Annotated in this window: 11 protein-coding genes and 1 pseudogene; 6 read left to right on the forward strand and 6 right to left on the reverse strand. The window is 72.1% G+C overall.

Going from position 1 to position 12,838, the window contains the following annotated elements; all coding sequences use genetic code 11:
- Positions 1 to 1,112 precede the first annotated feature (1,112 nt).
- The 5 genes from rsmA to rsmI all read right to left on the reverse strand — a co-directional run bounded on the left by rsmA (position 1,113) and on the right by rsmI (position 5,859).
- On the reverse strand, positions 1,113 to 1,991 hold the full coding sequence (gene rsmA, locus LCH29_RS18690) for a 16S rRNA (adenine(1518)-N(6)/adenine(1519)-N(6))-dimethyltransferase RsmA (protein ID WP_446462870.1): 879 nt from the start codon (positions 1,989 to 1,991) through the stop codon (positions 1,113 to 1,115).
- 32 nt (positions 1,992 to 2,023) lie between these two features.
- The gene (locus LCH29_RS18695) at positions 2,024 to 3,202 is read right to left on the reverse strand and encodes a ubiquitin-like domain-containing protein (RefSeq protein ID WP_446462871.1); all 1,179 of its coding nucleotides are present in this window, start codon (positions 3,200 to 3,202) and stop codon (positions 2,024 to 2,026) included.
- A 96-nt stretch (positions 3,203 to 3,298) separates the two neighbouring features.
- On the reverse strand, positions 3,299 to 4,273 hold the full coding sequence (locus tag LCH29_RS18700) for a TatD family hydrolase (RefSeq protein ID WP_446462872.1): 975 nt from the start codon (positions 4,271 to 4,273) through the stop codon (positions 3,299 to 3,301).
- A gap of 86 nt (positions 4,274 to 4,359) precedes the next feature.
- A complete protein-coding gene (locus LCH29_RS18705; RefSeq protein WP_446462873.1) occupies positions 4,360 to 4,809 on the reverse strand; it encodes a hypothetical protein in 450 nt (149 codons plus the stop codon).
- A gap of 171 nt (positions 4,810 to 4,980) precedes the next feature.
- The gene (gene rsmI, locus LCH29_RS18710; protein WP_446462874.1) at positions 4,981 to 5,859 is read right to left on the reverse strand and encodes a 16S rRNA (cytidine(1402)-2'-O)-methyltransferase; all 879 of its coding nucleotides are present in this window, start codon (positions 5,857 to 5,859) and stop codon (positions 4,981 to 4,983) included.
- Positions 5,860 to 5,985: 126 nt separating this feature from the next.
- Between rsmI and LCH29_RS18715 the strand changes: the two genes are divergently transcribed.
- Both LCH29_RS18715 and LCH29_RS18720 read left to right on the forward strand, forming a co-directional pair.
- Entirely contained in the window at positions 5,986 to 7,791 is a 1,806-nt protein-coding gene (locus LCH29_RS18715; protein WP_446462875.1) for a dolichyl-phosphate-mannose--protein mannosyltransferase, read from the forward strand.
- 189 nt (positions 7,792 to 7,980) lie between these two features.
- Positions 7,981 to 8,784, forward strand: a complete 804-nt coding sequence (locus LCH29_RS18720; protein WP_446462882.1) for an NUDIX domain-containing protein — start codon at positions 7,981 to 7,983, stop codon at positions 8,782 to 8,784.
- Here LCH29_RS18720 and LCH29_RS18725 read toward each other — a convergent pair.
- Complete coding sequence (locus LCH29_RS18725) at positions 8,768 to 9,844, reverse strand: XRE family transcriptional regulator (protein WP_446462876.1); 1,077 nt, start codon at positions 9,842 to 9,844, stop codon at positions 8,768 to 8,770. The genes LCH29_RS18720 and LCH29_RS18725 overlap by 17 nt on opposite strands.
- A gap of 746 nt (positions 9,845 to 10,590) precedes the next feature.
- Here LCH29_RS18725 and LCH29_RS18730 point away from each other — a divergent pair.
- From LCH29_RS18730 to LCH29_RS18745, 4 genes and pseudogenes are all read left to right on the forward strand, one after another.
- On the forward strand, positions 10,591 to 10,884 hold the full coding sequence (locus LCH29_RS18730; protein WP_446462877.1) for a hypothetical protein: 294 nt from the start codon (positions 10,591 to 10,593) through the stop codon (positions 10,882 to 10,884).
- Entirely contained in the window at positions 10,881 to 11,210 is a 330-nt protein-coding gene (locus LCH29_RS18735; protein WP_446462878.1) for a hypothetical protein, read from the forward strand. Before LCH29_RS18730 ends, LCH29_RS18735 begins: the two co-directional genes overlap by 4 nt.
- Positions 11,210 to 11,586 (forward strand): annotated as a pseudogene (locus LCH29_RS18740) (RRQRL motif-containing zinc-binding protein). The gene LCH29_RS18735 and the pseudogene LCH29_RS18740 overlap by 1 nt, the downstream one beginning before the upstream one ends.
- A gap of 38 nt (positions 11,587 to 11,624) precedes the next feature.
- Positions 11,625 to 12,701 (forward strand): hypothetical protein, encoded by a 1,077-nt coding sequence (locus LCH29_RS18745; protein WP_446462879.1) that lies wholly within the window; start codon positions 11,625 to 11,627, stop codon positions 12,699 to 12,701.
- Positions 12,702 to 12,838 lie beyond the last annotated feature (137 nt).

A 12,838-nucleotide genomic window follows, 5' to 3' on the forward strand; every position in this document is an offset into this window, starting at 1 on the left:
ACGTGGAGCGCAGCCCCGAAGCGGGAGCCTGGGACCCGAACCCGGCAAAGCGTGGGGCGCAGCCCCGAAGCGGAGGCCTGGGGCGCAGCCCGGAGTGGGAGCCTGGGCGCAGGCCCGGCGAGGTACGGAGCGCAGGCCCGACGGGGGCGGGACGCAGCGCCGGGGGCATGGGGCGCAGGCCCGACGGGGCACGGGACACAGCCCCAGCGGGGTACGGGGCGCAGCCCCGGCGGGGGCACGGAACGCAGCCCCAGCGGGGCACAGGACACAGCCCCGGCGGGGGGGCGGGACGCAGCCCCAGCGGGGCACGGGACACAGCCCCAGCGGGGCACGGAACGCAGCCCCAGCGGGGCGGGACGCAACCCCGGCGGCGGGGGGCGGGGCGCAGCCCCAGCGGGGGTACGGGGCGCAGCCCCAGCGGGGGTACGGGGCGCAGCCCCAGCGGGGGTACGGGGCGCAGCCCCAGCGGGGGTACGGGGGACACAGCCCCGGCGGGGCGCGGAACGCAGGCCCGGCGGGGCACGGGACGCAACCCCGGCGGGGGCGGGGCGGGGCGCAGTCCCAGCGGGGGTACGGGGCGCAGCCCCAGCGGGGCACGGAACGCAGCCCCAGCGGGGCACGGGACGCAACCCCGGCGGCGGGGGGCGGGGCGCAGCCCCAGCGGGGGCACGGGACACAGCCCCAGCGGGGGCACGGAACGCAGCCCCAACGGGGCACGGGACACAGCCCCAACGGGGGCACGGAACGCAGCCCCAACGGGGCACGGGACACAGCCCCAACGGGGGCACGGGACACAGCCCCACGGGGCACGGGACACAGCCCCACGGGGCACAGGACACAGCCCCAACGGGGGCACGGAACGCAGCCCCAGCGGGGCACGGGACGCAACCCCGGCGGGGGGGGCGGGGCGGAGCCCCGTAGTTGGGGGGCGGGGGTGTCCCCCGGTTTCGGGAAGGGGCGGGGTGGGGACGGCCCGCCGTAGGCCCCGCCGCTCGTGGGCCCCGCCACGCGGCGGAGCCGCACCTCGGATGCTGCGGGAAGGGGCGGGGTGGGGGACGGCCCGCCGCAGGCCCCCCCGGGGGGCCAGCCGCCCGCGGGCCGCGCCCGGTGGATCAGGGGGCGTGTTCGGCGATGGCGGCGAAGTCTTCTACCGTCAGGGACTCGCCGCGGGCCTGGGGGGAGATGCCCGCCGCCGTCAGGGCGGCTTCGGCGGCGGGGGCCGAGCCCGCCCAGCCGGAGAGGGCGGCGCGGAGGGTCTTGCGGCGCTGGGCGAACGCGGCGTCGACGACGGCGAAGACCTCGTCGCGGGTGGCGGTCGTCGCGAGGGGCTCGGCGCGGCGGATGAGGGAGACGAGGCCGGAGTCGACGTTCGGGGCGGGCCAGAAGACGTTGCGGCCGATGGCGCCCGCGCGCTTGACGTGCGCGTACCAGGCGGCCTTGATCGAGGGCACGCCGTAGACCTTGGAGCCGGGCGGGGCGGCCAGGCGGTCGGCAACCTCCGACTGCACCATCACCAGGGTGCGCTCGATGGTGGGGAAGCGGGCGAGCATGTGGAGCAGGACGGGGACCGCCACGTTGTACGGGAGGTTCGCGACCAGGGCGGTCGGGGCGGGCCCCGGGAGGTCGGTGAGGTGCAGCGCGTCGGTGTGGACGAGCGCGAAGCGGTCGGCGCGCTCGGGCAGCCGGGCGGCCACGGTGGCCGGGAGGGCGGCGGCCAGGATGTCGTCGATCTCGACCGCGGTGACCCGGTCGGCGGCCTCCAGCAGGGCCAGGGTCAGGGAGCCGAGACCGGGGCCGACCTCGACGACGACGTCGTCGGGCCGCACCTCGGCGGTGCGCACGATGCGGCGCACCGTGTTGGCGTCGATGACGAAGTTCTGGCCGCGCTGCTTGGTGGGGCGTACGCCGAGGCGGGCCGCGAGGTCGCGGATGTCGGCGGGGCCCAGCAGGGCGGTGGGGCCGGGGTCGGGGTCGGGGTCGGTTGAGCTCACCGGGGAAGTTTACGGGGCGGGCGCGGCACCGTTCACTGGCGCAGCTTCTGGCCGCAGTGCGGCCAGGGGGCGGAGCCGCGCTGGACGTACAGCTTCTTGGCCCGGTAGGTCTGCTCGGCGGGGGGCGCGTCCTGAGGGGTGCCGTGGCCGCCGAGGGCCTGCCAGGTCTGGCGGTCGAGCTGGTAGAGCCCGCCGTAGCGGCCGGAGCTGTCGACGGCGCCGGGGCGGCCGCCGGATTCGCAGCGGGCCATGGCCTGCCAGTTGAGCCGGTCGGCGCCGGCGACGGCGGTGGGCGGGGTCATGGTGCCGACGCGGACGATGCGGGCGAGGGGCGCGCGGACGGTCTCGGAGCGCACCTTGCGGGGCTTCTGGCGTACGCCGTTGACGGTGCGCACCTTGTAGATGGTCCGCAGGGTGCCGGGGCGGCCTTCGCGGGCGACCAGTTGGGTGCCCTTGAAGAGGGTGGGGTCGGCGCGCTGGATGGTCGGGAAGGGGACCGGCGTCTCACGGATCTCCCTGCTGCCGGTGATGCGCATGACGGTCACGGTCTGGCCGTCGCGCGGGAAGCTGTCCTGCGGCACGGAGGTGGTGTCGTGGCCGCGCAGGGTGAGCCCGGCGCTGGTGAGGGCTTCGCCGATGGTGGCGGCGTTGGTGCGGATGGTGTGGGCGCGTCCGTCGGCGAGGAAGGTGACGGTGCGCCGGGTGCGGACGTCGAGGTCCAGTCCGCGCCGGGTGATGGCGGCGGAGCGGGAGGCGGACAGGTAGGCACCCTCGGCGCGTACGCCGAGTTGGCGCAGCGCGCCGTCGACGGTGTCGGCGGTGGTCCACACCCGGCGGCGTTCGCCGTCGACCGTGAGGGTGACGGGGCGGCCGTAGCGGACGGCGATCTCGGCGCCGCTGGTGAGGGGTTGGCCGGGGGCGGGGGCGACGATGTCGTGCGGGCTGACGTCGACGTCCTCGTCGGCGAGGAGTTCGGCCACGTCGTCGGCGTAGGTGTGGAGGGTGCGCGCGTGGCCGTCGACGCTGAGCCGTACCGCCTTGTCCTGGGCGACGAAGGCGGAGGTGCCCCCGGCCAGGGCGGCGACCACGAGTGCCTGGGGCAGCAGCCGCCGCATCGGGTCGGTGCGGGCCGGGGTGCGTCCGCGCCGGGCGGCTCGGCGGGCGGCGGCACGGCCGCCCGGGACGCGGTGGCTGCCCTGCGTACGGCTCACGACGACACTCCACGGGTCCACGGGTCGGGGCGGGACGCCGCGGACTGTAGCGGAGTGTCCGGTGACTCTTCAAAGCCGATTAATTACCCTGCGTTGTCAACCGTCTTGAGGGACACGGGGCGCCGAATAGCCGAAGACACGCGCGGTGTTGGCCGCCACGGCGGTCGCCAGGGTGTCTTCGGGGACGCCCTTGACGTCGGCCATGGCCCGCAGGGTGAACGGAATCAGATACGGAGCGTTAGGCCGTCCGCGGTAGGGCGCGGGGGTGAGGAAGGGGGCGTCGGTCTCCACGAGGAGGAGGTCGAGGGGGGCGACGGCGAGGGCGTCGCGCAGCAGCTGGGCGTTCTTGAAGGTGACGTTCCCCGCGAAGGACATGTAGTAGCCGTGCTCCGCGCACACCTTGGCCATGGCGGCGTCGCCGGAGTAGCAGTGGAAGACGACGGTGTCGGGGGCGCCCTCCTCGGCGAGCACCCGCAGGACGTCGTCGTGGGCCTCCCGGTCGTGGATGACCAGGGCCTTGCCGTGCCGCTTGGCGATGTCGATGTGGCGGCGGAACGAACGTTCCTGGGCTGCCATGCCGTCGGGGCCGGTGCGGAAGTAGTCGAGGCCGGTTTCGCCGACGCCGCGCACCTGGGGCAGGGCGGCGAGAGTGTCGATCTCGGCGAGGGCCGCGTCGAGGGCCTGGTCGCCGCCGGGTTCCCGGGCGCCCTGCCGGGACCATCCATCAGGGTCACCGAGGACGATGCGGGGGGCCTCGTTGGGGTGGAGGGCGACGGTGGCCCAGACGCCGTCGTGGGCGGCCGCGGTCTCGGCCGCCCACCGCGACCCGGCGAGGTCGCATCCCACCTGGACGACGGTCGTCACGCCGACCGAGGCCGCCTTGGCGAGCGCGTCCTCGACGGTCCCCGTCTGCATGTCCAGGTGGGTGTGGGAGTCGGCGACCGGTACCCGCAGGGGGTCCGGGAGCGGGGGCGGAGCGTCCTTTTCCTTTTGCCTGACGTTTTGTCCGCCGTTGCTCTTCCCGCTTCCGGTTCCGCCGCTGCCGCCGTGGGTCGATGCTGATTGCGCCATGAGCGTGATTCTATGAATGCCGGTGAATGTCGGGTGAATCACACCCTACGCATCACGCCCGGCCGCTCAGCTGACCCTGACCCAGCTCATTTGCGATGCGAAAAGGGGTGCAGCAGATCCGACAGGTGCCAGTGGTGTCCACGGCGTCGCGTGGGGCCTCCGGTGTCCGCCTCGCCGTCCGGCCCCGCACCGTCCTGCCCCGCCTTCGGCGCACCGCGCGGCGGGGTCCGCCGGGCGCTCTCCAGGACCGACGAGACCTGGCCCGCGCGCATGATGCGCACCAGATGCGCACCGCAGTTGACGCAGTCGGGGCTCGTCAGCGGGGACGGGACGCGCGTGCCGTCGGTGAAGTAGACGACGAAGGGGTGGCCCTCGCCGTCCACGTGGTGCTCGATGTCGTACGACCGTTCCCAGCCGTGCCCGCACTTCATGCAGGCGAAGGCGTACGCCTCGTGGGCCACCTCGTCGCCTTCGGGGCCGACGGTGGGCCGGGATATCGGGTGAACGCCGTTCGAGGCTCCCGCTATATCGCTCATGGCAGCTCCTCTTGTCCGCAGGACAAGTCTTCCGGGGATTGGTACGTCCCCTCGCTTCTCCACCAGTGGACGCCTTTCCCGGCGGGATCGCAGCAGCTCTTCCCTCTCTTTGGGGGAGATTTAGCTGTGCACTATCGAAACCGCCCGATCGGCAGGTCTGCCCTTTGCCTTTCAGTGGTGAGCTTTACCTTCGCGTGGCGCGTCCGCCGCCGCGTTCTTTGCCGCCACGACCGCATCGAACACGGCCCTTTTGGGTACCCCGGCGGCCTGCGCGACCGCCGCGATGGCCTCCTTGCGGCGCTCCCCGGCCTCCTCGCGCACCGCGACCCGGCGGGCCAGCTCGGCGGGACCGGCCTCGTCGGGGCCCGGTGCGGGGGCGCCCTCGACGACGATGGTGATCTCGCCCCGTACGCCCTCGGCGGCCCAGGCCGCCAGCTCCTCCAGCGGGCCGCGCCGGACCTCCTCGTACGTCTTGGTCAGCTCCCGGCACACCGCGGCCCGCCGGTCCGCGCCGAACACCTCCGCCATGGCGGCCAGGGTGTCGGCCAGCCGGTGCGGGGCCTCGAAGTAGACCAGGGTGCGCCGCTCCTCGGCGGCCTCGCGCAGCCGCCCCAGCCGCTCCCCCGCCTTGCGCGGCGGGAAGCCCTCGAAGCAGAAGCGGTCCACCGGAAGCCCGGAGACGGCCAGCGCGGTGAGCACGGCGGACGGGCCGGGCACCGCGGTGACCGCGATGCCGCGCTCGACGGCGGCGGCGACCAGCCGGTAGCCGGGGTCGGAGACCGAGGGCATGCCCGCGTCGGTGACCAGCAGCACCCGGGAGCCTCCCGCCAGCGCCTCGACCAGCTCGGGGGTACGCGCCGACTCGTTGCCCTCGAAGTAGGACACCACCCGGCCGCCCGGCTGGACGTCCAGCGCCTGGGTGAGCCGGCGCAGCCGCCGGGTGTCCTCGGCGGCGATCACATCGGCCGCCGCCAGCTCGGCGGCCAGCCGCGGCGGCGCGTCCGCGGTGTCGCCGATGGGGGTCCCTGCGAGTACGAGCGTTCCAGTCACCGGGCCATCCTCGCAGCCCGCCGCACCCGCCGCGTCGGCCGCCGTTTCCGCGGCGTCGGCCGCCGCTTCCGCGAGACACCACCTGATCCACGCCACACTCACAGGCCGCTTCCCTACGATGGCCCGGTGAGCAGTGACACCGCGACCCACGCCCAGCCGGGCCGAGCCGCCGGCCAGCACCCGCCGGCCTGGCAGCGTCGGCTGCGCCGTTTCGGATACGCGGGCCATCCCCGGCCCGGTGTACGCGAACGGCTGGTCCCGCCGTACCAGGAGCCGGGCACCCGGCTGTGGGAGACGCTCGGGGCGACCCCCGCGGTGGCGGCCAGAATCGCCCGCTGGAGCGGCTGGGGCGGGCCGCTGCTGGTCGCGCTCGTCGCCGGGCTGACCCGCTTCTGGCGCCTCGGCAGCCCGGACAAGGTCATATTCGACGAGACGTACTACGCCAAGGACGCCTGGTCGGTCTGGCAGTTCGGGTACGAGGGCACCTGGCCCAAGACCGCCAACGACAGGATCCTCGACACGCCGCAGCACATCCCGCTGAGCGACGCCGCCTCCTATGTGGTCCATCCGCCGGTCGGCAAGTGGGTCATCGGGCTGGGCGAGCAGTTCTTCGGGCTGCACCCCTTCGGCTGGCGGTTCATGGTCGCCGTGCTCGGCACCCTGTCGGTGCTGATGCTGTGCCGGATCGGGCGGCGGCTCTTCCGTTCGACGTTCCTCGGCTGCCTGGCGGGCGCGCTGATGGCGGTGGACGGTCTGCACTTCGTGATGAGCCGCACGGCGCTGCTCGACCTGGTGCTGATGTTCTTCGTGCTGGCCGCCTTCGGCTGTCTGCTCATCGACCGGGACAAGGCCCGGGCCCGGCTCGCGGCGGCGCTTCCGGAGACGCTTCCTGAGAGCGCCCTTCCGGAGATCGAGCACGGCCCGGTGCGGCCCGACGCGGAGGTCGCCGGGAGCCTGAAGCTGGGCGCGCGGCCGTGGCGGATCGCGGCCGGGGTGCTGCTGGGCCTGGCCGTCGGCACCAAGTGGAACGGGCTGTACGTGCTGGCCCTCTTCGGCCTCATGACCGTCCTGTGGGACGTCGGCGCGCGCCGCACCGCGGGCGCCCCGCGCCCCTACCGGACGGTGCTGCGGCGCGATCTGCCGTGGGCGTTCCTGTCCACGGTGCCTGTGGCGATCGTCACGTACATCGCCTCCTGGTCGGGGTGGTTCGGCGCGAGCGGCACCTTCAGCCGGACCCGCGGCTGGCAGCACAGCGGCTACTTCCGCCACTGGGCCGAATCGGACCGGCCGGACGGCGGCGGCTACGGCACCGGCGGCGCCTTCGACTGGCTGCTCAACCCGCTGCGCAGCCTGTGGCACTACGAGACCGAGGTCTACAAGTTCCATGTGGGCCTGGACTCGCCGCACGTCTACCAGTCCAACCCGTGGAGCTGGCTGGTCCAGTCGCGGCCGGTCTCGTACTTCTACGAGTCGCCGCGGGCCGGTCAGGAGGGCTGCCCCAAGGACGCCGCCGAGAAGTGCGCCCGCGAGGTGCTGGCGCTGGGCACCCCGCTGCTGTGGTGGGCGGGCTGCTTCGCGGTGCTCTACCTGCTGTTCCGGTGGGCGCTGCGGCGCGACTGGCGGGCGGGCGCGATCCTGGCCGGGATCGCGGCCGGGTATCTGCCGTGGTTCCTCTACCAGGAACGCACGATCTTCTCCTTCTACGCCGTCGTGTTCGTGCCGTTCCTGTGTCTGGCGGTGGCCATGATGATCGGCGCCCTGCTGGGTCCGCCGGGGGCCACCGATACCCGGCGGGTGGTGGGCGCGGTCGGCGCGGGCGCGCTCGTCCTGCTCATCATCTGGAACTTCATCTATTTCTTCCCGCTGTACACGGGCCAGACGATGCCCATGGACGCCTGGCGGGCCCGCATGTGGCTCGACACCTGGATCTAGCAGCGATGACAGCGTGCGGGTGCGCTTGCCGTTCCGGTCGTCGTTGGTCGTCATTGGTCGTCGCTGGGCGACCCCGGACGGCCCACAGGCGGCCCGGCTCATGGAGGGCAACCGCCGCTGTCACCGCTGCCGTAGCCTGGTCAGGACGTTGGTATGCGCCAGTCAACGAAATGGGAGTGTGCTCAAGGGATGGGGCCTAAGTCCGCGCGGGCGTACAGCACGATCCGTGAATGGATCGCGTCCGGGAAGCTGTCGCCGGGCGACAAGCTTCCATCGGAACGCACCCTTGTTGATGACCTCGAAATAGGACGCACTGCGCTGCGCGCCGTGTTGGCTCGACTCGTCACAGAGAAAGTCTTGGGAGTGCGGGGACGCAGTTCCTACTTTGTGCGCTCTCACCATTCAAACGACGCGGTGAGTGTCAGCAACCCGGAAGGGCTTGAGCCCTGGCAAATCCACGGCGAACGCACCATCTATGACAATCGCTGGGTGAAACTCGACCTGGTGGACGTTGAGCCACCGGGAGTGCAACGCTTCGAACATCACGTCGTGCGACTTCAACACGTCGCCATTGCGGCAGTGCTGGACGACCAGGACCGCGTACTGATGCTCTGGCGATACCGCTTCGTACCGCAGTCATGGGGGTGGGAACTCCCTGGCGGCATCGTGGACGCGGGGGAAGACGCCCAGCGTACGGCCCTGCGAGAAGTCGAAGAAGAGACTGGATGGCGGCCGGACTCACTTGAGCACGTCGTCACCTATCAGCCCATGGTCGGCATGGTGGATTCGCCACACGAAATCTTTGTCGGGCGAGGTGCGCAACGCATCGGGGACCCCACCGACATTGAGGAAGCCGGACATGTCGAATGGGTCCCCATAGCCGATATCCCGACGCTCATGGCGCGCGGTGATCTCATGGGATCGGGCACCCTCGTTGCCCTCCTCCATATCCTCGCGACACGAGGGGATAACACCTCTACAGCTTCTGCGTGAGCAGTTCAATTCGACGGCGGCGCCGCACAGAACCCGTGCGGCCCGCCAACAATCGCGCTTCGCGCAGATGCTCTTGCGCCTGGTCGATTTCCCCCCGCGCGAGATGGGCTTGCGCTAGATCGCACCGGACACCAGCGGCAGCGCGTACAAATGTCGGGTCCATGGCGTCGAGCCCCTGGTAGAGGCTGCCCACCGCCTCGTCGTCACCCAGCAGGGCGAGCAGGTTTCCGCGCCACCGGGCGAGATGCCCAGCGTTCAGGAAGATGCTCAACATGTCAGGGTCGCGATCCTCCGCCCCGCCGGGTAGCGCGACTGCGGCCCTGTCGAGTGCCCGGCGGCACTCGACAGGCTGCCCTGTGTGCGCGTACACCTCCGCCTCGGCGGCATGCAGCCATGCTTGCAGTCGCGGCGACACCCGCCCCTTGGCCTCGCGCTGCGCGTTCTGCACGACGCTCACCGCGAGTTCGGGCCGTCCCGCGTCGAGCAACACGTTCGCTTGCTCCGCCATGGCGTGCACGAGGTACATCGGCTCTTCCGCCTCCTGGGCGGCCCGCTTGCCCAGCTCGTAGTGACGCCAAGCCCGTTCGACCGAACCCACGTCCAGCGCCTGCCAAGCGGCGAGCGTGGCCGCGCCCGCGAGGGCCCGCGCCACGGGGCGACGCGTTTCCGGGAGGACCGCGAACGTGAGCGCGTCTTCCAGCCTCGCAAGGTGCCCTGTCATCTGGTCAACCAGGCTGGCAGCGCCCATCTGGCGATCGAAAGTCCGCAATAGCTCGGTCTGCTCCATGAACGACTGCACCATGTCGAGGCCGACAGTCCGCGCCGAGTCAATGCGGCTGATCAGCTCGTCATAGCCTCCCGCCATAGGCAGCGACACAGCGGACTCGTCCGCCCCACGCAGCTCCCCATCAGTGACGCCGAGCAGCGCCCGAAGGATCGTGGCGTACCGAGCCGAGATGGTGCGCCTGCCGTTCTCCCACTCCGACACGTAGACGCGCAGGCTGGCCGTGGACGCCACGTCGAGCAGGTGCTGTTTCGCGTACCGCTCGATCTCGCGCACAAGTCGTTCTTGCGACCACTCGCGGCCCAATCGAGCCAGCTTCAAAGTCTGGTTCACACTCCCCGCCCTCGCCGAATCAGCTCAGTGCCTGCAACAGCAGCATGCCTCATATCACCGCAGGTCCACAGGGGTTAACCCCGGCCTTAACAGCCCTCGCGTGAACCGCTGTTGGCTACACGGACGTTGGCCGGGCCGGTTCTCTAGTGGTGCGCACAGATGGCGAGTTCCGAAGCTTCGACACTCTGGGGCTTGCATCTGGTGCGCACCAGATGCCAACCTTCTGGTGCGCACCAGTTGGGGCGCAGAGCGGCGGCCCCGCAAGGGGAACCGCTCGTGTTTGACCTGCTCAACCAGGCCCGGACGGCAGCGCGTGATGGCGGCCGAAAGGAAGCCGGACGTCCTTGAGAACTCCACAGCGTGCCGACCCAGCCACATGCACACGTGTGGTCGATGGGTGCGGGTCACCACCCCGACCGCCCATGTCGGGCCGGGTGACCTGCCCGGATCCGCCCTTCGGGGCGGTGACTGGCATTGCGTGATCTGACACCGCAGAACCTTCCACGGGCCGTACGAGCCCGCGCTGAGCACCAGTGCTCACGGTCCCCGACACCGGCGCCGTACGCGGCGTTGGGTGCCGGGTGGCCGTGAGCGCTCGTACCGCACGAGACGCCGACGACAACGGCCCGCCCCCGGGAGCTCCCGGGGGCCGCTGTTCGGGCCGCTTTCACTGTGAGGAGAGACGTCCTATGAAGTGCATCGTTGCTGGCCGTGAAGCCGCCACCGCAGCGGAGTTCGCGGAACTGGCCTTGGGCACCCCGATAGAGCTGTGGCTGGGGGTCGAGGGCGAGACGGACGAGGAGCGCGCGGCTCGCCTGGACGCGGCGCGCGACATCCTGGCCGACCCCGAGTACCGCGCCCTGCCCGACGACCTGGTGCGCCTGGCTGCGCGGGCCGTCGAGGACCACGCGGATCTGTTCAACGTGGTCCCGCTGGCCCGCCCCGCTCGCCGCCGTCCGGCGCGTCAGGGGGTCGCGGCATGAACAGGGGGCTGACGCTGGACAACCTGGCCGTGCCGCTGCGCGTGCTGCGGCTGCTGGCCGCGGACTTCGGTCACCTGCCCGCTCCGGAGATCTACGTGTCCACGATCTACCCGGATCGGCTGGGGCTGAGGTTCCACGACGACCTGTCCGGCTTCGAGATGTGGCGGGACGCGCTGGGCATCGTCCCGGACGCCGTGGTGTACCGCGAGCAGGGCGACGGCCGTACGCGTGTGTTGAAGACGTCCGTCGCCTACGCGGGTGCCGTGGTGGAGCTGACCGGTTACGGCGACGTGCCCGCCCCGGTGCCGGTCGGGACGTCGGTCTGATGGCCGCGTGGGGCAAGTGCTTCGACCCGTCCGGAGCCCGGCACGGCATCCCCACCACCCGTGGCGCTGTGCGCCGGAGGGGTTGGCGACCAGGCGGCAGTTACGGGCCCGTGGCCTGCGCCCCGGTGGTCAGCCGGTCGCGGCTCAGATCCTCCGGCCGCGCTACCGGCGCGGGCCGCTGGTCGCCTACCTCTACCGGCTCGACAAGGCCAAGCAGGTCCGGCCGATGACGCCCGCGAAGCGCCGGGCGTTGGCGTGCGCGATGCGCGCTCGCCGCACCTGCCCGCAGTGCCGCACCGACGCCGGATACGTCATCCCCACCTCCCTCGGGGTCTGCGTTCCCTGCGCCTACCCCGAGGGCCAGACCGCCGCCTGACCAGCACCCGTCATGCGGCCCCGTGAGAAGGAGAAGTGATGAACAGCCCCCCGGAAAGGTCCCTGAGCAGGGGCCAGGCATACGTACTCGGTGCCGCTGCGGTGCCCATGGTCGCCTTCGGCGGCATGGGCGCCTGGGGCACCTACAGCAACATCACGTCCGTCTTTCACCGGTCGGCCACCGCGCTGGGCGTGGTCGCGGCCGGTGAAGGCGCGACGCTCGTTCTGGCGCTGACCCTGGTCGGGCTGACCATGCTGGGCCAGTCCGCCCCCGCGGCCGTCCGGATCGGCCTGTGGACGCTGCCCGCTGTGGCCTCCCTGACCGGCGCCGCCGTGGCGAAGACCGTGACGGAGGCGGTGGTGTTCGCCGTCACGCCCATGGCCATGTGCGTCTCCGCCGAGGGCATGGGCCTGCTGGCCCGCCGGATCGTGGTCTACCGCACCGGCGTGGACGCCGAAGCGCAGCGCCGGAACGCCGCCGTCATGCAGCGGCTCGCCTACCACCGCGCCCGCGCCGCCAACCACCCCGACGAGAAAGCGCGCAACGGCTCGGAGCTGGAGTCGTGGAAGCTGGCGAAGAAGGTCGGCGCGGGGGATGCCCTACTCGGGGCGAACCTGGTCGATGTCCAGCGTGAGCGGATGACGACCGGCGCGGACGCCGCGCTTGCGGGCATGTTCGCCCTGCCCGTCACACCCCCCGCCCACGGCGTCACGGACGCCCCGGCGCCGCCCGCTGTCGAGGGCGCCGATGAGGAGAGCGTCACACCCGCCGTCACGGGCGTCACGCCTCCCGTGACGGAGGAAGACACGCAGGTCACGGCCGAGAGCGAGGCCCTTCCGCAGGAGCCTGTCACACCCGTGACGCCCCCGCCGGACACGCCCGTGACGCTCGAAGAGATCGCGGCCGTGGCCGGTGTGCCCACGCCGGTTGTGGGGGAGCCGCTGACGGATGCGCAGCTCGTGGTCGTCCTGCGGCACCTGCGCTACACCGACGACCCGCCGCTGTCCTACCGCCAGGCCGTGGCCGCCTTCCGCGAGGCCGCTTTCGTCGGCGGGGAACAGCGGGTGCGCCGGGCGTGGGGCTCGCTGATGTCCCACGAGGAATCCGGCGCCTGAGAAGCGTCCGGCACCACCAATGAGGGCCAGCCCAGGCGAATTGGGCTGGCCCTCGTTGCGACTGCCGGAAGCAGTCGACCGCACCAGTGAAGCAGACCCGGTGAGCCCCGGCGAGCGGCACCTTCGCAGACCCGGCG

Source organism: Streptomyces sp. BRA346 (genome assembly GCF_052851135.1).